Source organism: Paenibacillus hubeiensis (genome assembly GCF_032334105.1).
Classification (GTDB): domain Bacteria; phylum Bacillota; class Bacilli; order Paenibacillales; family Paenibacillaceae; genus Paenibacillus; species Paenibacillus hubeiensis.
Window position 1 is genome coordinate 320,017 of record NZ_JAVYAE020000004.1, and the last position, 23,730, is coordinate 343,746.

The following is a 23,730-nucleotide window of genomic DNA, read 5'->3' on the forward strand; positions in this document are numbered from 1 at the left end:
AACAGACTTCCTCGCAAAAAACAGCCTTATTCCACTCTGTTCTGCCTAAGAAGCCGAATCCTTGAGCCAAAGCAAGACAATCTTGCTAATGGTTCATCTTGCTCCTTCATTCTATGACATGAACCGGCTTCTAGAACTGTCCAGTCACCTAACCGCTGCAAATTGGGGCATTTTTTTATTTTAGGCAAAATTCACTGGAATCCTTTCGCGTCTCCACATACACTGTAACAAACGAAAACCGGCGCCTCGCCAAATATTACCAGCCTTTCCTAACTATTTATGGTATAATGTAACAATTCACTCCAATACCGTTTAAGCGAGGCGTATCCATGAAAACGTTCAAGCCAAGAGTATTTATTGGCTGCTCGCTGGAAGCGAAGCCGGTTGCAGCCGCCGTGCACGAAAATTTGCGTTTCTCTGCCGAAGTCACTCCCTGGTTTTCCGGGGTATTCCAGCCCAGCAGCTATACCATGGACGATTTGGAAGCCGAGGTCCGCACAACGGATTTTGCCATTTTTATTTTTCATCCGGATGACATATCCAAAATACGCGGCAAATATTATGCTTCCGTCCGTGACAATACGATGCTGGAAATGGGCTTGTTCATGGGCCGGTTAGGCCGCAAACGTATTTTTTTCATTCTTCCCGAACATATTACGGACAGCAAGGACGATACGAAGGTCGAGGGTCTGCGGATGCCTACCGACCTCCTGGGATTGAACCCGTTAACGTACGAAATCCGCTCCGACGGCAAATGGGCTCCCGCCGTGTCCGTCGCCTGCTCGAAAATCGCCGACAGCATCGAGGAGCAAGGACGCTGGAGCGATCCCGAACTGGAGAAGCGTTTGGCCGAATTGAAACAAACCGAGAGCGAAGCCCGGATCCAGCTGCTCAAGCTGCTGCGCTTCTTCAGGGAATTGCTGCGTTCCCGCAGGCCCGATCCGGCCATGCTGGAACGCATGAGCGATGCACTCCGCACCGCTTTTGTCTCCCATCCCCCTTTTGCCGTACGCGGCACGGCGATCTACCGCAAGGATGATCAGGGGTATATCGAACAATTGTGCGGAAATGTTGGAGAGCCGGGCAGAAGATACGATTTGACGGCCAACGACGACAAACCGCCTGATGATCCGAAGCGAATTTTGGTTATTGATTGTTATAAAGAAAATAAAATCAAGATCAATCTATTTGACGATTACCTTGAGAAAGAATATTTGCTATGCTATCCTGTAGCCAAGAGGTATGTAATTACGGTGCATATCATTGGGCATACGGAAGCAGACGAGGCCGTTTTTCAGCAAATGGACATACAGAACCGTCAGCTGTTCAACGCCATCAACGATTTATTAGGAGGCGAACCGGAATGAAACCGGAAATGAAAAAAATAAGCAAACGCTGGGGCAGCGAAAAAAAAGTACGCCTCAGTTCTGCGCACGATTCATCACGGCCGGTTCCGGAACCCAAGGAAAAGGATAAGGATCGCTTCCACAAGCCAGCCGTACCGCTTACGACCATCGGCCCTTCCCTCAAGGGCAAAGAACGGCCCTACAAGGTCATTCTGGAAAAAGAAGCTTTATACGAAAAGCCGCAATATTTGGCTTAACGCTGCTAGAGCAACGCTGCCGTCTGTTCGGCAGCTTGGACCCGCCCCGTCTCCGGACAGGGCTTTTTTGTTTTTACCTTCGCGGTCGAAATCAAGCCTTTGCATCTGCGCGATGCGGTCATCCCTTTGTCGTTCGTTCCAAATCTTCTATGCTTAGATTGCCTTCAACCCCCGCAAATTATACCCACTTTTTGGAGATGCCCGTCCCTTTTTCGCAGACCCCGTTTGGGCTCCCGCCAATTCGGCTCCATATTTTTCCGCTTGTTTTTGGGTATGCCCCCTGCATATATTGAATATAATATAAGAACGTACGTTCCGAATATAATATTAATTCCGATTTCAGGTTAAGGAAGTGAAGGCGAATGCCCCTCCCCTCCTCCGTTCCCTCCCCTGCGGACGAAGACCACCATCTGGTCAAAAGCATCGTCGTGCGCACGCTGCTGCTGGATGTGCTCGAGCGCGATATGCGCACCCTGGGCACGCTGCCGCTGAAAATGCCCGAGGTCTACGTCCTGTCCCTGAAGAAGGTGCAAAATGACGTGCTGCGCGAAATGCAAGCCTTGCGCAAGCGGATGCGGAAGCGCGGCGTCAAAATTTTCGCGGAAAATCGTCAGGTCCAAGGCATTGAAGCATTATATTTATGCCGGGGTTACCAACAGAGATTCTATATGTTATGGTCATTTGCGCGCAGCGAGGTCAAAAAAGAGTTAAGCCTGCATCTTAACGTCGATTTGACGCAGACAGAATAGTTCATTCTCTCTCTTGATCACGATGATTGAAGTGGACTTCGGTGCAAAACAGGTTGACCTTGTCAGGAAGGGTTCATTAAGATGATAGATAGACCGTAAAAAAACATACACACATTAGCGGAGAGGCAGAACCAATTTGAAGAAGCGAAGCGTTCTAAAAGCTTTCTGAAAGAAAGCTGCTTCGGAAGCATAGGCTTATCACCGGATTTTCCCTTGAAAAAGGGGATTCGAAAAAATCTGGGGATAAGAGCGATCGGAAGATGGTGCTGCACTCGTAGTGGCCTTGTGTGATTGATTAGTCCGGTTTATATAGATGTAAACGAAACCTTCCATCCATTCATCTGATTTCGACCCCAAATGCAGCTAAAGCACAAACAGGCCCGTCCGCCATTGGCGAACAGACCTGTTTGCAAGAAACGATGTTTGGGCGTGAACCTTCAAGGAGCTGGACCAACGTGAACTTACCTGTTAACCCTAAAGGCGTGGCTGCCAATGTCACCGAATTGATCGGCAACACCCCGGCCGTGAAATTGAATCGGCTTGCCGGGCCGGAATCGGCCGACGTATACGTCAAGCTGGAATATTTCAATCCGAGCGGCAGCGTCAAGGACCGTGCCGCCTATAATCTGATCGCCCAGGCCGAGAAGGCCGGGCTGCTGCGTCCAGGCGCAACCATCATCGAGCCGACCAGCGGCAATACGGGCATCGGCCTCGCCATGAACGCGGCGGCGAAAGGCTACAAAGCCGTTCTGGTCATGCCGGACAACATGTCCATGGAGCGCATCAACATTTTGAAAGCCTACGGCGCACAGGTCGTGCTGACGCCTGCGGCCGAGCGCATGCCCGGCGCCATTCGCAAAGCGAAAGAGCTGCACGCGGATATTCCGGGCAGCTTCATTCCGCAGCAGTTCGAGAATCCGGCCAACCCGGACATTCACCGGGTTACGACCGCGCCGGAGATCATGGCGCAGATGGAAGGCCGGCTGGACGCGTTCGTTGCGACCGCAGGCACGGGCGGCACGATTACCGGCACCGGCGAGGAGCTGCGGAAGCAGCTGCCCGCCATCCGCATCTACGCGGTCGAGCCGATGGGCTCACCCGTGTTGTCCGGCGGCGAGCCGGGGCCGCACAAGCTCGTCGGTACCAGTCCGGGCTTCGTGCCGGACATCCTGAATACCGACGTCTGGGATGCCATCATCCAGGTGTCCGACGAGGACGCACTGGAGACGATGCGGCAGCTTGCCGCCCGCGAAGGGCTGCTGCTCGGCCCTTCATCGGGCGCCTCGGTGCGGGCATCCCTGCGCATCGCGCAGGAGCTTGGCCCGGGCCGCCGCGTGCTTTGCATTGCGCCCGATACCGGGGAACGGTATTTGAGCACAGGTTTCTTTTAAACGGAACGGGGCAGTACTGTCCATTCCACCCCTTCGGGAAGCAGGGCCGCGATGCGGTCCTTGGCTTCCTTTTTGCTGTGCAGCGTTTCGTCGAGAATCGCCGCCATGCCGGAGTCGGAGCTCGTCCGGATCAAACGTCCCAATCCCTGCTTCACCCGCAGCAGCATATACGGCAGATCGATCTCTTCGTACGGTGCGGCCGACGCTGTGCGTTTGGCGTTAAACACAGGATCCTGCGGCGGATAAGGGAGCGACCAGATGATGACGTTCGACAGGGACGATCCCGGAACATCCAGCCCTTCCCACAGGTTGACCGAACACAGCACGCTCTCTTCGTCTTCCTGGAAAGCGGCGATGAGATCACTTATTTCGCGATCCCCTTCAAACATGAATCGCAGCCCGGAAACTTCCGGCATGCTCGCGATGTCCTGCTTGAACGTCCGCAATTCCTCCATCGTCCGGAACAGAATCAGCGCGCGACCTCCGCTTTGCTGCAATAACGAAACGGCATCTTGCATGCGGCGCGCATTTTCAGGTTGTCCCGGGGCAGTCTCAGCGGCAATGCGCATTTGCATTTTGTCCGCATATTCATACGGCGAAGCGACCGAGAAAGACACGAAATCGGAGATGCCGAGGCTGTCCGCGACGTACCGGAACGATCCGTCCACGGACAGCGTTGCGGAGGAGAACACGATCGGCATGTTTTTGTTGAACACGCGTTCGTTCAAAATCTCCTTCACCGTGCGCGGCATGATCGACAGCGTCGTTTCCTCGTCGTTTTCCTCTGCCCAGCAAATGTAGCCGTCCTGCTTACGGAACAGCGACAGCGCCGTTTGGATCATATCCAGATGCTCCTCGACGACGCGCATTTGATAACCGTCCAGCGAGAAGAGGCCGCTCTCGAACACGAGCTCTTCCCCGATGGCATCCAGCACATTCGTCAGGCGTTCAATGGCTGCCAGCAAAGGCGCGTCCACGCGCACTTCTTTACGGTCCGACCCCGGAATGGCTACCGTGCTGCGATCCAGCAAAGCAAACAGCTGCTCGCTGCTCTCGATCGCTTCGTCGATGCGCTCCGCGAGCGATTCGCGGATTTCGCCTTCCAGCAGGCGGGTCACCAGTTCCTCGAAGATGCGATGTTTCAATTTATAGCTCAGCGCGTTCAGCGCAGCTTCCTCCAGCAAATGCCCTTCATCGAACACCACCGAACTATGATCCGGAAGCAGCGGCAGTTGACCCTCGCGTTTGCGCGCTTCATATGTCCACACATGCTCCATGTAATAATCATGGGAACAGATAATGATATCGCGCGATCGGCGGTAATGGTCACGAGATAACGTCAAGCCGCAGCGCTGCCGTTTGGGACAGACAAAACAGTCCTGGAACGGGTCCCAGTTGATTTTGCTCCACTGGCGGTCATTCAGGTGCGGATATTGCTTGCGATCCCCGTAAGGATGAAACGCCTGCAGCGTGCCCGGCGAGTTGACGAAATCCGGCAAGCTGTCGTGCACGTCTTCAATCACCGGCGCGTCCTCATCCGCGAACCGCACTGCGCTCAATTTGTTCAAACAGATGTATTGGTCGGGCGATTTGCCCAGCCTTGCATCCACCTGCAAATCCAGATGGCGCGCCAGCTTTTCGATATCGCCGCCCGGTTTGACGAGCTGTTCGATCAGCGATTCGTCCGCGCAGGCGATGACCGCAGGTTTGCCCGTATACCGTGCATAACATACGGCGTAGAGCAGGTAAACGAGCGTTTTGCCCGTGCCCACGCCGGCTTCGGCCATAATCGTTTTTTTGTCTCCGTACGCCCGCTCCAGCTGGTATGCCATAAAAATCTGCTCATCCCGAACCTCGAAGCCGGCCTCCGGCAAAATATCGTAAAACACATCGGCAACCCATTCCCCGAGCCGGGGAACGAACGATTCTGCCGGATCATATGCAAAAGGATAACGTTGTTCCATAGCCAATCCCGTGTCAGCCTCCATTCTTATACAAGCGGTCTGGCGGAACGGATTCCGTTTCAAAAAAAGACCGCTAGGCAAAAGTTAATTATCTCATGTCAGGCGCAGGCTGACAAGGTGTTTTTGTCTCCATTATGCATAGAACCACCGATCAGGGAAAATCTATACGGGAATCCAATGTCAGGAAAGGTGGTTTTTTCCATCATGAAAGAACATCATCCCCCTTCAGTTCAGTTTACCCCATCCGCAAACGATAGCGACATCTTAACGAACCGGCAGGGCCATCCCGTCACGGACAATCAAAACGTACGCACCGTAGGCCGCCGCGGACCGACAACGCTGGAAAATTACGATTTGCTGGAGAAAATCACCCATTTCGACCGCGAGCGCATTCCGGAACGCGTCGTTCATGCGAGAGGCGCCGGAGCACACGGCATTTTCGAGGCATACGGCACCGCCGGGGACGAGCCGATATCCAAGTACACAAGGGCACGCCTCTTTCAGGAGAAAGGGAAACAAACGCCGGTGTTTGTGCGTTTCTCCACCGTCATTCACGGCGGGCATTCGCCCGAAACGCTGCGTGACCCGCGCGGATTCGCGGTCAAGTTCTATACCGAGGACGGCAACTGGGACCTGGTCGGGAACAATTTGAAAATCTTTTTCATCCGCGATCCGCTCAAATTTCCGGACATGGTTCATGCTTTCCGGCCCGATCCGCTGACGAACGCGCAGGATATGGAACGATTCTTCGATTTTATATCCCTTAGTCCCGAAGCCACGCACATGATCACGTTTGTTTTCTCCCCGTGGGGCATTCCGGCAAACTACCGCCAGATGCAGGGCTCCGGCGTGAATACATACAAATGGGTCAACCAGGAGGGCGTAGGCGTGCTCGTCAAATACCATTGGGAGCCCCTGCAGCAGGGGATTCGCAACCTGCTGCAGAAGGAAGCGAACGAAATTCAGGGCATGGATTTCAACCATGCCACATTGGATCTCTATCACGCCATCGAGCGTGGAGACTATCCCGAGTGGGAGTTGTGCGTGCAAATCATGGAGGACGACTATCATCCTGAGCTCGACTTCGATCCGCTTGATCCAACCAAGCTGTGGCCGACCGATCGGTTCCCGTTCCTGCGCGTCGGCAAAATGACGCTGAACCGCAATCCCGAGGATTATTTCACTGAGGTCGAACAGGCGGCGTTCGGCACGGGCGTGCTGGTCGACGGGCTTGATTTCTCGGACGACAAGCTGCTGCAGGGCCGCACCTTCTCCTATTCAGATACCCAGCGGCACCGGGTCGGCACCAATTATTTGCAGCTGCCGATCAATGCGCCGAAGACACCCGTAGCGACGAATCAAAGCGGCGGACAGATGCAGTACCGCGTCGACCGTGCCCCCGGGCAAAACCCCCATGTGAACTACGAGCCGTCCTCCCTCGGCGGGCTGAAGGAGGCGACGCAGCCCGGCAAGGAGCATGAACCGCTTGTCGAAGGGCGGCTTGTCCGCGAAAAGATCGATCGCACGAACGATTTCGGCCAAGCCGGGGATACGTATCGTGCGTTCGAGGATTGGGAGCGCGATGAGCTCATCAGCAATCTCGTCGGCGCGCTGGCGAAGTGCAAGCCGGACATCCGCGAGCGCATGATCGGCTACTTCACGCAGGCGGACGCGGATTACGGCCGCCGCGTGGCCGAAGGCTTGGCGTCGGTGCCGACCGACGACAGCGCCGCCGTTCAGCCGAAGCGCTCCGCAGCCGCCGAACAGGCGGAGCAGCGCGGTCGCGAGGCCGACCGGTATTGACCTGAAAGAAGCCAGGCGGGTTCCCGGGCATGCCTGCTTCGGCAGGCACGGGGCGTTGTCGCTGGCTTCTTCTTCCCCCTGAATGCACGCAGCCGCCGGCTGCCTGGCTTCAGGGGGATTTTTTTCACAAGTACAACGTACGAAGTCAAAAAATAAACCAATGACGATCGAGCCCGATTCGAATTGGTTTATTTTTGTGCTGTATATGTAATTTATAATTGTCTATCGATGATTCGGGCCCATTCAGGCAATTCGTTTGTATAATATTTTATCCCACTTTGATCTGACCCTAGAATCATCTCGCCATCGTGTTTACTATTATCAACAACAATTAACCGATCAATAAGATCTAAGTGAGATAACAGATTATTCATACTTGTTACATGGCGTCTAACAATATCCTCGGTTTCAATATGATGACCACCATTCTTCACGCGCAAAGCCACACGTTCAATATTAAGTCGAACATCCCCTAGTCCCACATAAAACATCATGATTTCAAAGCCTTGTTCCTTTGCGGCTCTCATCTGCCTTATGACGTTACCACCCGCTAAAGTGGTTTCCACAGTGAAGTCCCACTTATTTCGGATACATTCCCTTGCTATTCGGATGGCTTCTTTCCCAGCAGATACTTTACTCTTTTCAGGATGTCCATGATTCATTCTACGAGCGAGTGCATCCGGATCAATGTTTATACTTACCCCAAGCCGGTCAACAATCAAGTTACGAATGGTACTCTTACCGCTTCCGTTATTGCCGGCAAACACAAACATCGTTGCAGTTGTCTTATTCATGGTTAAAGTCCTGTTCATTCATTTTCTCAATCTTACCCGTACTATATTCTCTAACAATTTGCCCATCAGTTGTCTTATATACTATATATGTCCCATTTGCTTTAGCATCCAATTTTGCACGGTCACCTGTCAGTCTGATTAATTTGGCAAGATCCTGCGTAAGGTCCGTCATATAGAAACACCTCATTTTCACTTTTATTTGGAGTATACCACAACACCACATTTTATATCTGCCTAAAGCTTTACGCATAATTCAGTCGGTGTCCTGGCCGATGCGGCCGACAACACCCTCTTTGTCAAGCTCATCGAGATATCGAGAATGCGGTAAATGTTACTTGTTTTCTATCCTCAGATCAACTTCCTTCATTGACCGTCCATTTCCGAGCCGAAATATCAATTAGAGTGATCTCATTGCCTTCTTTATCCATCGGGAGGGTCATGAAGCGATACATCTTTACGTTTTTTCAAAGACCGAAGGTGCATTAGAATTTCGTTTTCAATGCAACGTACGGAAAAAATGGAAAAATTTCTCCCATTGGCGAGTCAAATCACTCTCAATCGCTTTAATCCAATCTTATCGTGCCGATGGAAATTAGGTCTTCTATTTCTTCGCTGGTTTACCAACATTCTTTGATGATTTCTACAAGATGAGCGAGCGTTGTACCATCCGTTTGATCCGTGAAGACTTTCATTTCATCCGTTTGACCTTGGAACGCAGCGAGAACATAATTTTCATCCACGATATAGTAGGTGGCATATCTGGTGAAGGAGTATTTGTCTTGTTGGGCCGGAGCTGTTCCTTTTTTCACCGAAACGACAATGTTCATGCCTGGCTTCAAATCAGGTTCAACGCCCTTGAAGTCCGCATTATAAAATAATTGAACGTGCCCTTCCACCTTCTCTCCCACAATCGTTTCCCGAACGTTTACGTTATAAGACACAAATGTAGGCTGGTATGGTTCGCCCCCTTGCTGCCGCTTTTTTTCTTTCAAGTCAGCTTCGGGAGTTCCGGGTTCTGCCATTAAATCAACCTGAAAATCCGCGTCCCGCTGCAGAACTTCGGCAATAATGACCGCATCGGAATAATCCAGTATTTCGTCGAAAGGTACATCCCTCATCTGTATATTACTGGGATATCCTGTGGAGAAAGGATACTCCTTGCGCAGTTGTTGCATTCTTTCGTCTGAAAGACGGGGTGGCACATCTGGAACGGTTGAACAACCTGACACAATCAGGAAGGAAATGATCATCCACATGGTCCATCGAGTCTTTTTCAATAGGCCCTCCTCCTTTACTATCATCGATTCGCCGTTTATCAGATCATACCTCCCTATGGGGAGCCGTCGTTTTGTACCTTGACTCACCTCGCCGTGCATCATTCTCAAGTTCAAACCGGAACAGCCAGGCTAATGCCAGCACAAATCACATGCAAACCCCGGAAAAAATACGTTCAATCCAGCTGATGAAGCGTTAAATACAAGCGATGGTCTGATGATTGAGACGGTTTCTGTATACCTAATCAAATGATTATTTATGGTAACGTTTACAACATTTACGATAAATATGTGCCGCAGGTGCTTGCCGCACATATTCCATCCAAGGAGGTTTTTGCCATGAAACTCGTTTCCGTTTCCCCCACATCCCGTGACCGCTCATCTGCCCATCGCTCGTTGAAAAAGAAAATGACGCGCTTCTGCCTGGGTGCCGCCCTGCCTCTATTATTAATTAGCGGTGGAACGGCAGGTGCAGCAGACCTGAATCCGCCAACGTTGGCTGAGCCCTCCGCCATCGCTCAGGTGCTGGCCGCCGGGGATTTATATGTCGCGCCGAACGGCCTTGCCAGCAATCCGGGAACGCTGGACAGCCCCACGTCCTTGGCGAATGCCTTAACCCAGATCGCACCTGGCAAAACGATCTATTTGCGCGGCGGCACGTACAGCTTTTCCGAAACGATCACGATTCAGCGCGGCAATAGCGGCACGTCCGGGCAGCGCAAAGGGCTGGTTGCCTACGGCTCGGAGAAGCCTGTCCTCGATTTCTCGGCACAATCGTTCGGCTCCGCGAATCGCGGCTTGCAAATGTTCGGCGATTATTGGTTCGTCAAAGGACTTGAAGTGAAGGGAGCCGGAGACAACGGCATCTTCATCGGCGGCAGCTACAACCGGTTGGAGCAGATCGAAGCACATCATAATCGCGACACGGGCATCCAGCTTGGACGTTACGCTTCCACCGCTGCAACCAACGAGTGGCCGGCATATAACGAAATCATACGTTCTTACTCCCACGACAACTACGATCCGGACGATGGCGAAGATGCCGACGGTTTTGCGGCCAAGCTGACCGTAGGCCCGGGCAACGTGTTCGATGGCTGCATCGCGGCCTACAATGTGGATGACGGTTGGGATCTGTACAGCAAAACAGACACAGGCCCCATTGGCGCTGTGACGATCCGCAACAGCATCGCCTACAGCAACGGCGCAACTTCCGACGGTACATCCACCTCCAACAGCGACGGCAACGGCTTCAAGCTGGGCGGCGAAAAAATCGCTGTAAACCATATTGTCGAGAACAGCATTGCGTTTAACAACAAAAAACACGGCTTCACCTATAACAGCAATCCCGGTTCCATTACGATGAAAAACAATACGTCCTGGAACAATGGGCAGAGCAACTTTGCCTTTGACGTCGGCACCCATATCTTCACCAACAACCTGTCCTTCCAAGGCGGCGCCAGCGACAAAACAAGCGGCACGGATGTGGACAGCACCAACGTTTGGTGGAAAAACAAAAAAAGCGTCAACGCCAAAGGACTGCTCGCAAGCGCGGACGATTTTGTCTCCCTGACGCCGTCCGTCACCCGCGGCAGCGACGGCACGCCCGTGCTGGGTAATTTCCTTAAATTAGCCACCGGCAGCGACCTGATCGGTTCGGGTACACCTTCGGGTACCAATATCGGGGCCAGATAGGCGAAGTAAAAACATAAATTAAAAGCAAATCCCCTTCACCATGCCAGCCTAAGCGATGGTTATGAAGAAGGGGATTTTTGAATTGCCGTATGCACCTACTGATTTCTAGGATGATAAATACTCACGCTTTGCCTAAAATCTCGATGATGAGTCTGCCGCCTGTGCGAAAACCTTGCTCGAACGCCGCTTCCACATACATGGACGTAAAGTAACTTTCTGATTAGAAATATTACATTTCAGCTAGCCTTAAAACATCTTCCAGAGTCAATTTTCCAATAACCTCATATCCTCTATGTTCTCCCAGTGGTTTTAGAACAACGGTCTCCATACTTGAAATCTCCCCCAATCCCACACCTTGAGGAAAAGAGTGAGCTACAATTGCCCTGTTTGAATTGCCTGAAGGTATACGCTCAACTTCGTTCGTAAATGCTTGAAGCGTTTTGTTTACATTCTCAGTGCTCGTGTTTTTGCTAAGCTCATATATATTTAGCCAGAATTCATTCACCGTTACATTCTGAGCACCAAAAGCAATCTGCGCGGTTTGATAAGTTCTACAAAGTGGGCTTGCTTCCACTGGAAAAATGATGGGTATATTTAGTTTTCGAATCGCATCGCCATATTTTTGTGCCTGTTCTTTACCAGTAACACTTAAATTCCTTTGTGTGGAGCAATCTGTCAGACTAAAACCGGGTTGGTCTTCCCCTGAAGTTGCGTCTCCATGTCGAATATAAAGGATATAACCTCCTTTTTGGAGATCTTTTATGAGAGAAGGAGTGGAAATCTCCGACGGCTCGGTAATAAAAGACGCTCCGAGCAACAGTAACAGACAGGGCACGAAAGCGAGTAAACGATACATATCTCTTCCACCTTTTTTTCCTACTTTCCCCCTTGTTGGATTTTTTTATACAACGTATCGTCAGTCAACTTTAAGCATTATAAATTAACAATAAGTTATTCTACGTCAATGGGATGTTTTAATTGATCTTTATAATAGTCGATATATAGTCGACCATCGCTCCCCATAACTGCATAGAAAACATCGCTAATTTGTTTTTGATGGGACGTAAGCTGTTTCAATAAATGATCTTCGGAAACATGGTTTAAACTCATATTTTCCTTCAGCATTTTTCCATCCATAATTAATTCTATAGGCAACCGTTCTTTTCCATTATATCCTTCATCGATGTCCTGCACTGTAACGGTTCTAAATTTCTTTTTTTTCATGACTGAAACTTGACCGTTTACTTCAAGCAATGCATAGTCCACTTCATTAATATCGAAGACATCTTTTTGTCTCAGGGCCTGGTTAAGAGAATCTAAAGTCAATTTATTCTTCGCTAAATTTTGTTCGAGAACCTTTCCCCCTTCAATTAAAACTGTAGGAGAACCTTCAGCTAATAAACGCATTTTTCTGCTTTTAATATTTATTTTCGAGAGTAAGTAAGATGTTCCGGTAAAAACGATAAGCGATATAACCAGGTGCGTAACCTCCATTTTTTCGTTAAAGGCCAAATTAGCAGCTATAGCCCCCATAATGACTGCTGTTACGAACTCATGAAAGTTCATATTGGACAACGTTTGTTTTCCGAGTATTCGCGCGATGACCAATAGAAGTAAGAAGGCAGAGATACTTCGAATGAGGATAATAAAGTGACCGATCAATGTCAGCATCCTTTCGCTTATTAAAAATGGGTTGGACTATTTCTCAAGTATGAACTTTATTTCCCCTAAATATAAGGTTGTCCTCGGCTCGGGAGCTGAATTTATACCGATAATGAGAAAAAGCCGCTAAATTAGCGACTTTCAAAGCGATGAGGTGCCTTTATGCTAAACATAGTAAAAGATTGTAGGAGAACAAACAATGATCCCCTCCCAAACAACCCGCAGTGTCACTATGTTCGAATCTAGTCTCTTTGCTTTTTCTACCTCGTAAAATCATGCTGGCCGATCGTCAGCAGTGTTGGTCGGCTTTTGCTCCACACGGACGTTGCGATCTTCGGATTGTAATAATACAGCGCACCGTTCGTCGGGTCTGAACCGTTCAGTGCGGCGCGGGCGGCACGATACGACGTTTGGCTCGGCTTCTGGTTGAACTGGCCGTCATCAATCGCCGTAAACTGCCCTTTCTGGAAAATGACCTTCGAAATAGACGACGGGAACTTGTCCGACTGCACACGGTTAAGCACAACCGCGCCGACTGCCACTTGTCCTTCAAACGATTCGCCCCGAGCCTCACCGTGGATCAGTTTGGCGAGCTGACGTAACGTCCGACCTTCAGCCTTTATTTTGGCATTCAGCTTGGTTAACGTCTTCGGGCCAGCGATGCCGTCCGCGCTCAGACCGACATGGCGCTGGAAATTACGTACTGCGCTCTTGGTCACTGATCCGTAATATCCGGTCAAGCCTGCATTAAAATAGCCCAGGTCGCTAAGTTGTTCCTGCAGCTGCAGCACCTGATCACTCTGCACGCCCTGCGCCAGTTTCTGGGCTTCCGCCGAAGGTACACCCACCGAGAAGGCCAGGCCTGCTGCCAACAAGCATGTGCCAAGCAGTACAGCCCCCCTCCCCGGGCGTTTGTTGCGTGCTTGGCCGCGCTCCGGCCGCATGGACTCTCCCAAGCTTGCTGTCTGAAGTGTCACCGATGGATGCTCCAGCACATTCGCAGTTATGTTATGCATGTCGTTTGTGTCTATCGTATTTCGCGCGTTTTTCAAGTTTTTGAGTTGAATGAGTTTTTTCAGATCTTTCATCGATTTCAGCTTGTTCATCATTTCGGATTACCTCCACTTCAATGCATCCGGATTGGCTTCATGGATCGTTCATGCCGGTGATCGTTCCACGTTCTATAATCTTAGGCAATGCCGGAAACGAAGTCTATCGGACCGATGGAGCAGAGGCACACGCTCTGAAAACACAACGCAAAAAGGCATGAGTCCTGGGTCACGCCAAGCTCACGCCTTTCTTCTAACATTGCATTAAAACTTGCCCAATCACGTACAACTTAGGCTGACAGACCTGCACAGGGAATGATTGGTTTTCTTATGCCGTCTAATCTTCCAGCTCCTGTCCCTTGGTTTCCCGGCCCAGGAACAATACCGCCGCGGCTCCGACCAGGATGGTGACGAAGAAAATGGTGAAAATCGTGCTGATCTGCACCTCTCGCTGCACTAGCATACCGACCATGAATGGTGCGATGACGCCGCCGATCCGGCCAACCGATGTTGCCAAGCCAACGCCCGTGGAACGCACCGATGTCGGATAGAGCTCCGGACTGTATGCGTACAATCCGCCCCATGCACCGAGGTTGAAGAAAGAAAGGAAAATCCCTGCCGTCAAAATCGCCGCTTCCGTCGTTGCCAATCCAAAGGCGATCGCGCTCACTGCGGTCAGGGTCAGATAAACGACCAACACAAACTTGCGGCCAAACCGTTCAATGAAATACGCAGCGGTGAAATATCCCGGCAGCTGCGCCAGCGTCATGATCAACACGTACTGGAAGCTCTTCACCAGCGTGAACCCTTTGGCCATCACGACCGAAGGCAGCCACAAGAACATGCCGTAATACGAAAAAATGACGGTAAACCACAGAATCCACAGCATCAGCGTGGTACGGCGATGCGGAACGGACCAGACAGTAGCCACTTTTTCGCGGAACGTCGTTTTGCGGATCGTCGTGTTCTCCTTGAACCGTGGCGGATCCTGGATGACTCTGCGCAAATAAAGCGCATAGATTGCGGGCACCGCACCGATCGCAAAGGCGATGCGCCAGCCGTATTCCGGAATGACAAAGTTCGCCACCAGCGCGGATACGATCCAGCCGCCCGCCCAGAAGCTCTCCAACAGCACGACGGCCCGGCCGCGTTCCTTGGTCGGAATCGACTCGGATACCAGCGTCGAAGCTACCGGCAGCTCTCCGCCCAGACCGATGCCGGCCACGAGGCGCAGCACGCACAGCACGGCGAATCCGGTGGCAAGCGCGGACAACCCGCTTGCGATCGTAAAAATTAACAGCGTCCAGATCAGGATCGCCCTGCGGCCGTAGCGATCGGCAAGCGCTCCCGCAAGAAGCGCGCCAAGCGCCATGCCGATGGAATTAATGCTGGTGAGCACGCCCACCTGACCTGCGCTCAGGTTCCATTCCTTGGCCAGCGCAGCCACGATGAAGGAGATCATGCCTACCTCCATCGCATCGAACAACCAGCTCATGCCGGCACTGAATAGCAGCTTGCGCTGCTTGGGATTACGCAATACTTCCAGATTGCTCATTCGATCATTGCTCCCTCGATCTCGTAATCGTCATAATGACACTAACCCATTATTATGCAGAATGATCCAGAAAGCAATGAAAAATACGTAGGAATGACCAACCGTTTACAGCCTGGTTGCGGCATTCATCCTGTTAATGGGAGAAAATAAAAAAACAGGATGCAACAACTCCTTGCACCCTGCGCCCTTACCTTCAAATTTGCCCTTTAAAATTTATATTCTGATATAAACCGCAAAAAAATATCCGCATGTTAATGGAGAGGCAGAACCAATCTGGAGAAGCAGAGCCGTCGCTTGAAAGCCTTCTGAAAGAAAGCTGCATCGGAAGCATAGACTGTTAACTGGATTTTCCTTTAAACAAGGGGATTGGAGAAATCTGGGGATAACAGCGATCGGAAGATGTTTCTAACTACGTAGTGGCTCCGTGTAAAAATCATTGGTTCAACTGATCTAATCGCTGCGAACCGTGGATAAAGAAACGAGAACCGGGCTGGCAAAATCGGATGCTTCCTCCCCTTTTGGGTTATGAAGACGGAACAGGAACGCATCTCCCGTTTCCGATTCCCAAACCATGTAGTCCCACACTCCGTCCTCGCCCGAGGTTTGAAGATACAGCGCCGCAAAGCCCAGCGGATGTTCCACCAGTTCGCCGCTGTAATCGGCCACCTCGCCGTGGGCGCCCAGCTCTTTCTCGCCCGCTGCCCGAAGCTCTTCCAGATTATATCCTGCAGGTAGCGGTTCGATATCTGCGTAATAATCAGCGTTTTTCTGCAGCGACAGACGACCTTTCTCCGCATCAAAAGCAAATCCGTCAAACACGTACAGGGAAAATCCTTCGCCCTGATGAAGCTGCGCGTTCAGCGTCTGATTTCCTTCCGGCGTCAACATGCCGAAGCTTTCGCTCTGGGGGCGTACCGCTTCGGAGCCTGACTGTGACGCCTCTTCATCCTTACCCGGTTCGTTGTCCGAATTCGGTTCGCCTTCTTCTGCGGAAGGGGACGACTCCGGCGTTTCCGTATTTTGCGACGGGGCGGAAATTTCAGGCGAAGAAGACGGTTCATTAGCCTCAGAACATGCTGCGAACACAAGGGCCATGGCCAATATCGGTATGCTCTTCCATACGTTAGATAACGAAATCATGGCAGATCTCCCTTTCGATTCGGTAAGCTCACTTACCTTTGTTACACTTACATACCCAAACGCGCCGACGATTAAAAAGGTTACCGATATAAACGAAAATAGGTCCTCGTCCCTCCATTTCCCATATTACAAACCATAAACATCCTTTTAGTTTTTTTACCCATATACCGTGCAAGCACTTCATTGGCGAAGACCAACACGAATTCAGCCAAAATGCAACGCTCACAAAAAACCGGATCGAACGTTAAGCTCGATCCGGTTTCATGCATCTTTCTATCCTTTCAGCGATCCCGCCGTCATGCCTGCCACGAAATACCGCTGCAGCATGATGAACAGCGCAATCATCGGAACGGCCGTGATCAACACGCCGGCGAGCAGCATCGGATAATTGGTGACGTACTCGCCCCGGAACTGCATCAGCGCGAGCGGCAGCGTCAGCTTGGACTTGCTGCTCAGCATCAGCATCGGAATCAGCAGGTCGTTCCAGACCATCACGAGCAAAAAGGTGGTCGTCGCGGCCAGGGACGGTGCCGCCAGCGGCAGCGCGATGCGGGAATACAGCTTCCACTCGCTCGCGCCGTCCATGCTGCCTGCCTCCAAAATTTCGGCATTCAGCATGCGCATGAACCCGGTCAGCATAAAGACGGAAACCGGCATCAGCATCGCGGCGGATACCACGATCAGCCCGGTCAGGCTATCCGACCACCCCAGCGTGCGCGTCAAGGAATAGATCGGCAGCATGCTGACCTGCGAAGGTACGATGAGCCCTGCCACGAACAGGGCAAACACCACCTTGCCCACACTGCCTCCCCAACGGACGATGGCGTAGGCGATCATGCTGCTGAGCAGCAGTTCGATCGCAACGGTCGAGAGCGTGACGATCAGGCTGTTGCCAAAGTACTGCCACATCGGCTGGTTGCGAAACATGCCCGTGATGTTATCCCATGTGAACGGGTCCGGCCAGCCGAAGGGGCTCGTGAAGAAATGGCTGCTTGTTTTGAACGACGAGATGAATACAAAGTACAGCGGCACCAGAACGAGCAGTGCATAAATGAGCAGAATCAGGCGGCTAAACCATTTGAACAACTTGAAAACTCCCTTCTGCCTCGGCTCAGTGACGGATGTTCCGATATCAGTAGCTGACGCGATCGGCGCGCAGTGCCTTGAATTGCAAGAGCGTCAGCAGCGCAAGCAATACCAGGAAGATCATGGACCCCGCAGAGGCCAGACCAAACGAGTAACTGCCAAAGGCGGTATGGTAAATGTAGGTCGTCAATATTTCGGTCGCATAGTTGGGTCCGCCATCGGTCATCGTGAAGATCAGGTCGAACGCCTTGAACGATTGAATCGTCGTATACGCCACCACAATCGTTGCCGATGGAGCGAGCAGCGGCCAGGTCACGTTGCGGAACACCTGCCATCTGCCGCCTCCGTCCATGCGTGCCGCTTCGTACAACTCGGCCGGGATGCTTTGCAGGCCAGCAATGAAAACGATCATCATTTGTCCGGCATGGGCCCACACCTGTACAAATGCAATGGAATAAATCGCGATGGACGGATCGCCGATCCAGTTGCGCGCCATGCTTGTCAGGCCAATCTCATTCAAGCCGTAGTTGATCAAACCGATGGACGGATCATATAAGAAAGCCCAGATCAGGCCGACCGATACCGAGGACAGAATGGCCGGCAGGAAATACAAAGCCCGTAATACAACGCTTCTTTTGCTATTGCGCACGAGCAGCAATGCCAATACCAGCGAAATGAACGTTTGCGCGATGACCACCGTCAGCATGAACTTGACGTTGTTGCCAAAGGCTTTGTGGAAAACGATGCTGCCGAGACTGTCCTTGTAGTTGTCCAACCCCACAAATGCATAGGACGGGGAAACCCCGTCCCAATCCGTAAAGGAGTAGAACAGCCCCGTCAACGTTGGAAACACGAACAGCGCAGCGTACAGCAGTAACCCGGGCAGCAGGAACAGGGATAGCTGAAACCGATTTTTCATGGCTTATTTCCCGATATTCTGATCAATGATCGCCTGGGCTTGCTGCGCAGCCTCTTCGGGAGACGTGCCGCTCAGCACGGCCTGGATCGAGTTGGTGACCGCCTTTTGGTTGTCTCCGTTCAGAATCGTAAATCGCGGCTGGAATACCGTTTTTTTGCCGGACCAGCCGCCTGCCACCTGCAGCTCCGGCGAATTGTATTTTACGTTGTCCACCGTTACGTTCTGTCCAGTCGCATTGGCATACTCGGCAGCTACGTCGGGCTTGCTCAGGAACTCGATGAACTTCTTCGCTTCCTCCGGATGTTTGGACTTGCTGTTCACCGCCAACATAAATGTGGTGGTATGCACGCCCTCATATTTGGCCTGGTCGGCGCTGACCGTAATCGGAGCAAGCAGCCCTTGTTCCAAATTCGGATTCTGCTGCTTGTTTTGCGCGAGCTGGTACGAACCGCTGGCCAGCATGGCCGCTTTCTCTTGAATGAAGAGCGCTCCGGCCGCAGCATCTTTCGTTCCGAGCGCGTTCGGCTGGAAATATCCCTTGTCGTTCAATTCTTTGATTTGGGTCAGCGTTTTGACCCAGAATTCGTCGGTCAGCTTGGCTTCGCCGGCTTCTACTTTTGTAAAAATGTCGTCACTCGGCGCATTGTTCATAACCATCGTGTTCATGAATTGCCCTGGTCCGATATCTGCTCCGGCAAAAGCAATCGGAATAATGCCATTATCCTTCAGCGTTTGGGCTGCCTTTAGGAAACCATCCCAGTCTTTCGGCGGCGTGAGGCCGTATTTTTCGAACAGTTTGACGTTATAGATCGGCATGTTGTACACGAGCTGGTATGGAATGGCATACTGCTTGCCATCCTTCTGCCCGGCTTCGATCAGTTTCGGATTATAAGACGACAGGAAGGAAGATCCCGTCAGATCGGTGAACAGTCCCGCTTTGGCAAAGGCCTCGAACTGCGCGCCCGGAAACGAAGTAAACACGTCGCCTACCGAACCGTCACCCAGCTTGGACTGCACCGTGGACTGATACTGATCGGAAGGAAGGGTCTGCATTTCCACCTTGATGTTCGGGTTCTCCTGCTCGAAGGCGGCAATCGTTTGGTTCAGCGCCTCGGAGTCTTCCCCGCGCCAGTGAATGAAGCTGATCGTCACCTTGCCCGAAGAATCCGAGGAGCCGTTTCCTCCTTCAGCCGCCCCGCTGCCGCAAGCGGACAGCACGATGGACAAGATGAGCAGGCTGACCAAGGGAAGCAGCATTTTTTTATGTTTTTTCATAAACATTGACCTCCAGATGAATAGTGAAATGAATTCGCCAAACCTTATGACTGCGGCTGATGCTGCTTACGCCGTTCGTTCCATTTGCTGTGGATGAGCGGAAGCGTTGTGCGGCCGAAATTCTCAGCCTCTTCCAGGTGCGGGTATCCCGACAGGATGAACGTTTTCACGCCAAGGTCGGCATATTCCAGCAACCGTTCCGCAACTTGGTCCGCCGTACCTACGATCAGAATGGCACCCCCTGAACGAACGACGGACAATCCGGTCCAGAGGTTTGGTCCAACAACAAACTGCTGTTTCTCGGACAACTCCCGCAGCTCGTTCTGTCTGCGCTGATTGGTAGCATCTGTCTCGGCAAATGCCGCCTTCGCTTTTTCGATCGCTTCAGGCGGCACCTTGCTGATAATCTCCCACGCGGCTGCCCATGCTTCTTCTTCGGTTTCACGCACGAGCACTTGTGCCCGCATGCCGTAACGCATGTCGCGCTTCTGCCCCGTCTCCTGACGGATCTGCTCGCGGATCGTTTCAATTTCTTCGATCTGTTCCTGAATCCAGTCGTGCGGTTCTCCCCACATCAGGAACGTGTCCGCATGTTCCACCGCAATGCGTTTGGCAATGGGCGAGCTGCCTCCCAAATAAAAGGGCGGGTGCGGGTTTTGCACCGTTTCCGGCATGCCTACCGGCGTTTTGAAGTGGTAATATTTCCCGTTAAACTCCGTCTGCGATCCCTGCTCTTCTTCGCCTGCTCCGCTGCCGGCAAATTCCGTCAGGTTCAGGCCGGATGCCTGGGTCCATGAGCGTTTCATCACTTCCATGTATTCGCTCGCCCGTTCATAACGTTCATCATGGGCATGAGCGAGCGGATCGCCGAGCTCTTCCAAATCTTTGACCGAACTTCCGGTGACCACGTTGATCATGGCCCGTCCGCCGGACAGCTGATCCAGAGCCGCCCCCATCCGGGCAGCGAGTACAGGAGCCACCAACCCGGGCCGCACGGCGACGAGCGGGCGCAATGTCTGCGTATGGCTCATGACGGCCGAGCCGACAACCCATGCGTCCAGACACGCTCCACCCGTCGGAATCAACACAAATTCAAAACCGGCCGTTTCCGCCGTCTGAGCGACCTGCACCAGGTAATCCAGGCTTGGCTCTCTTTCCGGCGCAACGCCTACATATTTTCCGTCTCCCGCCGTCGGCAAAAACCAGCCGAACGACAATTCCTCGCGTTTGCTCTCTTCGTGTTTACTCAACATGGTCATTCCTTTCATCCGATAATTCTCCTGATCCCCTTTTTCAAAGGGAAATTCAACTTATATAGCTACTCATCGCTTCTGATCATCATATTCTCAAATGCCTATTAGTTAACTTGGTTTAATATGCCTATTAGTTAACTTGGTTTAATAAGGTATGCACATCATAACAATTGATTTGTCTGTGATCAATGTCATTTTACGACAACTTAAATTTGTCATTTTGTGGTCAATATGAAAAACGAGACGGATTCCATCTTGAATATATACAAAACCCACCTGTATAATAGGTTATATACTTCTAGGGATAAAAGAGGTGTTCCCATGATCGAGCGCATGAAGGAGGATCACCACGAATTTTTGGATATCATTTTTTTCACTCCATCCGAATTCGAAAAATCCGGCGGAGCCTGGCCGATCCGTATCGGCCGCAACATGGCCAAAACCAACTATCACATTGGACCGCGGACCACGCCGTTCCATTATTTGTTGTTCGTGCTGGAGGGCGAGGGTACATTCATTCAGAACGGGCAGCGTCATGCACTGCGTCCGAGAGATGCCTTCTGTCTTTTTCCCCACGTCACGCACGAATACTGGACCCATCCGGAAGAACCTTTGCAAAAAATATTCATCGCTTTCGACGGAAAACTCGCGACCGAGTTGTTGGCACGCATCGGCCTTACGCCAGACTCCCCGCACCGCTCAGGCGTACTCACGCCGGAAACAGCGAATGGCATGCGTGCTTTCATGGAGGAAGTGCGCGAGCCCAAAGGAGGTTCAAGCGACCTGGGCCGGCTTACCCGTTTTCTGGGGCTATTCGACCGGATCAGCCGTTCACCGGCAGCCCGTGAGCTTCAGCCCGACGTCTCCATCCCCTGGCTTCAAAAAGGCAAGGAGTACATGGACATTCATTTTGCGGGAGGCATTACGGTGGAAGGCGTATCGGCGCATGCCGGGGTGGATCGCACCCATTTCGCGAAACAGTTCCGCAAAGCCTACGGTCTTTCTCCCGTGCAGTATATCCAACAGCTCAAAATGAACCAGGCCAAGCGTTTGCTTGTTCAGACACCGCTGACGTTAACCGAAGTCGCGCACTCGGTCGGTTATCCGGACTTGTTTTCGTTCTCCAAAGCGTTCAAAAAGCAGGTCGGGCAGCCGCCCAACCGATACCGCATGATAGAGCGCAGCAGAAACTAAGCTTCTATTTCTATTTCGAATGTTTGGACATTTGACGGAGTATTCAACAAAAAAAGGCTATTTTACTGTCATGAATATGACCGTAAAATAGCCCTCAGTCCCTTTCTCACCTCCTCCCATCCCCCTACAAAAAGTGCAATGGCATAGAAATCCTTCCTTAGAGTTTTGCCTCTTGAGGGGTTACAAAGTTAACATGGCATAATCAGCCGGTAACTGTGATGTCAGTGAAGAAGGCCAATTCGCAATATCTGTACCATAAGTTTCCAAAATTGCATACACCCAACGATCGATTCCAAATGCCACACAACCGGAGTGAAGAAACTCATTTTTTGCGTTCGTTATCAAAAATTCTTTGCAAAGTGTATCTTTCACATTATTAAAGGACGCGATAGAAAATGCAGAACCGCGATTTTTCATTTCAGCTATCAACTCAAACTTCATACTTGACATTAGTTGATATTGCTGTTTGATTGCATCCTTAGGGAAATAGAATGGGTCATGTGCAGTCTCAATCTTCCCTGACATCCCTAGTCCCACAAAAAGTTCCCATATATCTTTCATAATGGCTGTGCGTGTTTCTTCAACAAAATCGGGTGAACCGATAAACACGATTTCCCTCATTTTAAATTCGCTTAATCGATGCTGCCCTAAACGCCAAGGAACCTCATGCCTGAAACAGTTACCTGCAGCTGTCAAAAGCACAGGTTGTTCCAATGTACGGTTCTTATACTCAGCATAGCAATGAAAACATACTGCCGGCGAAAGCAGTTTAGTAGAGTCCCTAAGATGTTGCTGGTAATTGTCATCCTCTCTCACTTTTTCAAGCGTGACATTGCGATGTGGAAATTCCGAAACTGCATAAAGATTTTGGGGGAAACTTTTAATATAATTACAAGTCTCCAAAACATCTTTATCAATCATGGAGGGGTACGATCTCAGAGATGCCTGCAGCGATTTGGCATACTGGCTAATCTTTTCGTCAATTGCCTCGTACAATATGACTGCAGCATCTTTTTTTAGGTTTCCATTAAATAACTCTGAGAGCTGTTCTTCATCAATGACATGTGAATCTAAAGAAAATCCATCATGCTCATGCAACGTCTGGACAGCAAATGGCCGGATCCCCTGTTGCTGTTCTATGAGTCGATTGACCGTTTCATCTATGGCCTCCAAGTTGGCCTCTGCTTTTGTTTCAATACATATAACCCCTTGATCTGTATCCAAATAACAATTTGACACTTCTTCGATACTGTATATAAGCTTAGAGAGGAGTGCCTCAGCTTGTTTTGTGGACAATCTCCCCTTAGTGACATAGGTTCTTTTCATT

The 23,730-nt window shown here is 51.2% G+C and carries 21 protein-coding genes and 1 pseudogene; 7 read left to right on the forward strand and 15 right to left on the reverse strand.

Annotated features, from left to right (window positions below):
- The first annotated feature begins 329 nt into the window (after window positions 1-329).
- The 4 genes from RSX24_RS14805 to cysK all read left to right on the forward strand — a co-directional run bounded on the left by RSX24_RS14805 (window position 330) and on the right by cysK (window position 3,743).
- On the forward strand, window positions 330-1,367 hold the full coding sequence (locus RSX24_RS14805) for a nucleotide-binding protein (RefSeq protein ID WP_236420074.1): 1,038 nt from the start codon (window positions 330-332) through the stop codon (window positions 1,365-1,367).
- Window positions 1,364-1,603 carry a hypothetical protein gene (locus RSX24_RS14810; protein ID WP_236420076.1) on the forward strand — a complete coding sequence of 80 codons (240 nt, stop codon included), beginning with the start codon at window positions 1,364-1,366 and terminating at the stop codon, window positions 1,601-1,603. The genes RSX24_RS14805 and RSX24_RS14810 overlap by 4 nt, the downstream gene beginning before the upstream one ends.
- 362 nt (window positions 1,604-1,965) lie before the next feature.
- The gene (locus tag RSX24_RS14815) at window positions 1,966-2,352 is read left to right on the forward strand and encodes a YhjD family protein (RefSeq protein ID WP_236420078.1); all 387 of its coding nucleotides are present in this window, start codon (window positions 1,966-1,968) and stop codon (window positions 2,350-2,352) included.
- Between the two features lie 455 nt (window positions 2,353-2,807).
- Window positions 2,808-3,743: a cysteine synthase A gene (gene cysK, locus RSX24_RS14820; RefSeq protein WP_343261010.1), complete on the forward strand. Its 936-nt coding sequence runs from the start codon at window positions 2,808-2,810 to the stop codon at window positions 3,741-3,743.
- Here cysK and RSX24_RS14825 read toward each other — a convergent pair.
- Window positions 3,740-5,707: an ATP-dependent DNA helicase gene (locus RSX24_RS14825; RefSeq protein ID WP_343261065.1), complete on the reverse strand. Its 1,968-nt coding sequence runs from the start codon at window positions 5,705-5,707 to the stop codon at window positions 3,740-3,742. The two genes, cysK and RSX24_RS14825, sit on opposite strands and share 4 nt — an antisense overlap.
- A 204-nt stretch (window positions 5,708-5,911) precedes the next feature.
- Here RSX24_RS14825 and RSX24_RS14830 point away from each other — a divergent pair, with 204 nt between their 5' ends.
- Window positions 5,912-7,510 carry a catalase gene (locus tag RSX24_RS14830; protein ID WP_343261011.1) on the forward strand — a complete coding sequence of 533 codons (1,599 nt, stop codon included), beginning with the start codon at window positions 5,912-5,914 and terminating at the stop codon, window positions 7,508-7,510.
- Window positions 7,511-7,722: 212 nt separating this feature from the next.
- On the opposite strand, the gene RSX24_RS14835 is transcribed toward RSX24_RS14830, so the two are convergent.
- The 4 genes and pseudogenes from RSX24_RS14835 to RSX24_RS14850 all read right to left on the reverse strand — a co-directional run bounded on the left by RSX24_RS14835 (window position 7,723) and on the right by RSX24_RS14850 (window position 9,581).
- Window positions 7,723-8,304, reverse strand: coding sequence for an ATPase (locus tag RSX24_RS14835; protein WP_343261012.1), 582 nt, complete (start codon window positions 8,302-8,304; stop codon window positions 7,723-7,725).
- Window positions 8,297-8,476, reverse strand: coding sequence for a hypothetical protein (locus tag RSX24_RS14840; RefSeq protein WP_343261013.1), 180 nt, complete (start codon window positions 8,474-8,476; stop codon window positions 8,297-8,299). Before RSX24_RS14840 ends, RSX24_RS14835 begins: the two co-directional genes overlap by 8 nt.
- Before the next feature lie 96 nt (window positions 8,477-8,572).
- Window positions 8,573-8,921 (reverse strand): annotated as a pseudogene (locus RSX24_RS14845) (sigma factor); the annotation flags it as partial.
- Window positions 8,922-9,581 (reverse strand): hypothetical protein, encoded by a 660-nt coding sequence (locus RSX24_RS14850; protein WP_343261014.1) that lies wholly within the window; start codon window positions 9,579-9,581, stop codon window positions 8,922-8,924.
- Window positions 9,582-9,917: 336 nt separating this feature from the next.
- Between RSX24_RS14850 and RSX24_RS14855 the strand changes: the two genes are divergently transcribed.
- A complete protein-coding gene (locus RSX24_RS14855; protein ID WP_343261015.1) occupies window positions 9,918-11,270 on the forward strand; it encodes a right-handed parallel beta-helix repeat-containing protein in 1,353 nt (450 codons plus the stop codon).
- A gap of 229 nt (window positions 11,271-11,499) precedes the next feature.
- Here the strand turns inward: RSX24_RS14855 and RSX24_RS14860 are convergent, their stop codons facing one another.
- The 9 genes from RSX24_RS14860 to RSX24_RS14900 form a co-directional block, all read right to left on the reverse strand.
- Entirely contained in the window at window positions 11,500-12,126 is a 627-nt protein-coding gene (locus RSX24_RS14860; protein ID WP_343261016.1) for a histidine phosphatase family protein, read from the reverse strand.
- A gap of 95 nt (window positions 12,127-12,221) precedes the next feature.
- Window positions 12,222-12,941, reverse strand: a complete 720-nt coding sequence (locus RSX24_RS14865; protein WP_343261017.1) for a DUF421 domain-containing protein — start codon at window positions 12,939-12,941, stop codon at window positions 12,222-12,224.
- Window positions 12,942-13,192: 251 nt separating this feature from the next.
- Window positions 13,193-13,876, reverse strand: a complete 684-nt coding sequence (locus RSX24_RS14870; RefSeq protein ID WP_438286835.1) for a cell wall hydrolase — start codon at window positions 13,874-13,876, stop codon at window positions 13,193-13,195.
- Between the two features lie 442 nt (window positions 13,877-14,318).
- Window positions 14,319-15,536 carry an MFS transporter gene (locus RSX24_RS14875; RefSeq protein WP_236416356.1) on the reverse strand — a complete coding sequence of 406 codons (1,218 nt, stop codon included), beginning with the start codon at window positions 15,534-15,536 and terminating at the stop codon, window positions 14,319-14,321.
- Window positions 15,537-15,986: 450 nt separating this feature from the next.
- On the reverse strand, window positions 15,987-16,676 hold the full coding sequence (locus tag RSX24_RS14880; protein WP_343261019.1) for a DUF8580 domain-containing lipoprotein: 690 nt from the start codon (window positions 16,674-16,676) through the stop codon (window positions 15,987-15,989).
- A gap of 273 nt (window positions 16,677-16,949) precedes the next feature.
- The gene (locus RSX24_RS14885; protein WP_236416360.1) at window positions 16,950-17,762 is read right to left on the reverse strand and encodes a carbohydrate ABC transporter permease; all 813 of its coding nucleotides are present in this window, start codon (window positions 17,760-17,762) and stop codon (window positions 16,950-16,952) included.
- Window positions 17,763-17,808: 46 nt separating this feature from the next.
- The gene (locus RSX24_RS14890) at window positions 17,809-18,681 is read right to left on the reverse strand and encodes a carbohydrate ABC transporter permease (RefSeq protein WP_236416361.1); all 873 of its coding nucleotides are present in this window, start codon (window positions 18,679-18,681) and stop codon (window positions 17,809-17,811) included.
- Window positions 18,682-18,684: 3 nt separating this feature from the next.
- Window positions 18,685-19,956: an ABC transporter substrate-binding protein gene (locus RSX24_RS14895; protein WP_343261020.1), complete on the reverse strand. Its 1,272-nt coding sequence runs from the start codon at window positions 19,954-19,956 to the stop codon at window positions 18,685-18,687.
- Window positions 19,957-20,000: 44 nt separating this feature from the next.
- Window positions 20,001-21,215, reverse strand: a complete 1,215-nt coding sequence (locus tag RSX24_RS14900) for an LLM class flavin-dependent oxidoreductase (RefSeq protein ID WP_339273441.1) — start codon at window positions 21,213-21,215, stop codon at window positions 20,001-20,003.
- A gap of 315 nt (window positions 21,216-21,530) precedes the next feature.
- Here RSX24_RS14900 and RSX24_RS14905 point away from each other — a divergent pair, with 315 nt between their 5' ends.
- Window positions 21,531-22,403, forward strand: coding sequence for a helix-turn-helix transcriptional regulator (locus tag RSX24_RS14905; protein ID WP_343261022.1), 873 nt, complete (start codon window positions 21,531-21,533; stop codon window positions 22,401-22,403).
- Between the two features lie 180 nt (window positions 22,404-22,583).
- On the opposite strand, the gene RSX24_RS14910 is transcribed toward RSX24_RS14905, so the two are convergent.
- Complete coding sequence (locus RSX24_RS14910) at window positions 22,584-23,729, reverse strand: aminoacyl--tRNA ligase-related protein (protein ID WP_343261023.1); 1,146 nt, start codon at window positions 23,727-23,729, stop codon at window positions 22,584-22,586.
- Between the last annotated feature and the right edge of the window lies 1 nt (window position 23,730).

Excerpts from the sequence above, each read along its gene's own strand:
- RSX24_RS14805 (WP_236420074.1), top strand. The coding sequence starts at position 330 with ATGAAAACGTTCAAGCCAAGAGTATTTATTGGCTGCTCGCTGGAAGCG.
- RSX24_RS14810 (WP_236420076.1), top strand. The coding sequence starts at position 1,364 with ATGAAACCGGAAATGAAAAAAATAAGCAAACGCTGGGGCAGCGAAAAA.
- RSX24_RS14815 (WP_236420078.1), top strand. The coding sequence starts at position 1,966 with ATGCCCCTCCCCTCCTCCGTTCCCTCCCCTGCGGACGAAGACCACCAT.
- RSX24_RS14825 (WP_343261065.1), bottom strand. The coding sequence starts at position 5,707 with ATGGAACAACGTTATCCTTTTGCATATGATCCGGCAGAATCGTTCGTT.
- RSX24_RS14830 (WP_343261011.1), top strand. The coding sequence starts at position 5,912 with ATGAAAGAACATCATCCCCCTTCAGTTCAGTTTACCCCATCCGCAAAC.
- RSX24_RS14835 (WP_343261012.1), bottom strand. The coding sequence starts at position 8,304 with ATGAATAAGACAACTGCAACGATGTTTGTGTTTGCCGGCAATAACGGA.
- RSX24_RS14840 (WP_343261013.1), bottom strand. The coding sequence starts at position 8,476 with ATGACGGACCTTACGCAGGATCTTGCCAAATTAATCAGACTGACAGGT.
- RSX24_RS14855 (WP_343261015.1), top strand. The coding sequence starts at position 9,918 with ATGAAACTCGTTTCCGTTTCCCCCACATCCCGTGACCGCTCATCTGCC.
- RSX24_RS14860 (WP_343261016.1), bottom strand. The coding sequence starts at position 12,126 with ATGTATCGTTTACTCGCTTTCGTGCCCTGTCTGTTACTGTTGCTCGGA.
- RSX24_RS14865 (WP_343261017.1), bottom strand. The coding sequence starts at position 12,941 with ATGCTGACATTGATCGGTCACTTTATTATCCTCATTCGAAGTATCTCT.
- RSX24_RS14870 (WP_438286835.1), bottom strand. The coding sequence starts at position 13,876 with ATGCGGCCGGAGCGCGGCCAAGCACGCAACAAACGCCCGGGGAGGGGG.
- RSX24_RS14875 (WP_236416356.1), bottom strand. The coding sequence starts at position 15,536 with ATGAGCAATCTGGAAGTATTGCGTAATCCCAAGCAGCGCAAGCTGCTA.
- RSX24_RS14880 (WP_343261019.1), bottom strand. The coding sequence starts at position 16,676 with ATGATTTCGTTATCTAACGTATGGAAGAGCATACCGATATTGGCCATG.
- RSX24_RS14890 (WP_236416361.1), bottom strand. The coding sequence starts at position 18,681 with ATGAAAAATCGGTTTCAGCTATCCCTGTTCCTGCTGCCCGGGTTACTG.
- RSX24_RS14895 (WP_343261020.1), bottom strand. The coding sequence starts at position 19,956 with ATGAAAAAACATAAAAAAATGCTGCTTCCCTTGGTCAGCCTGCTCATC.
- RSX24_RS14900 (WP_339273441.1), bottom strand. The coding sequence starts at position 21,215 with ATGACCATGTTGAGTAAACACGAAGAGAGCAAACGCGAGGAATTGTCG.
- RSX24_RS14905 (WP_343261022.1), top strand. The coding sequence starts at position 21,531 with ATGATCGAGCGCATGAAGGAGGATCACCACGAATTTTTGGATATCATT.
- RSX24_RS14910 (WP_343261023.1), bottom strand. The coding sequence starts at position 23,729 with ATGAAAAGAACCTATGTCACTAAGGGGAGATTGTCCACAAAACAAGCT.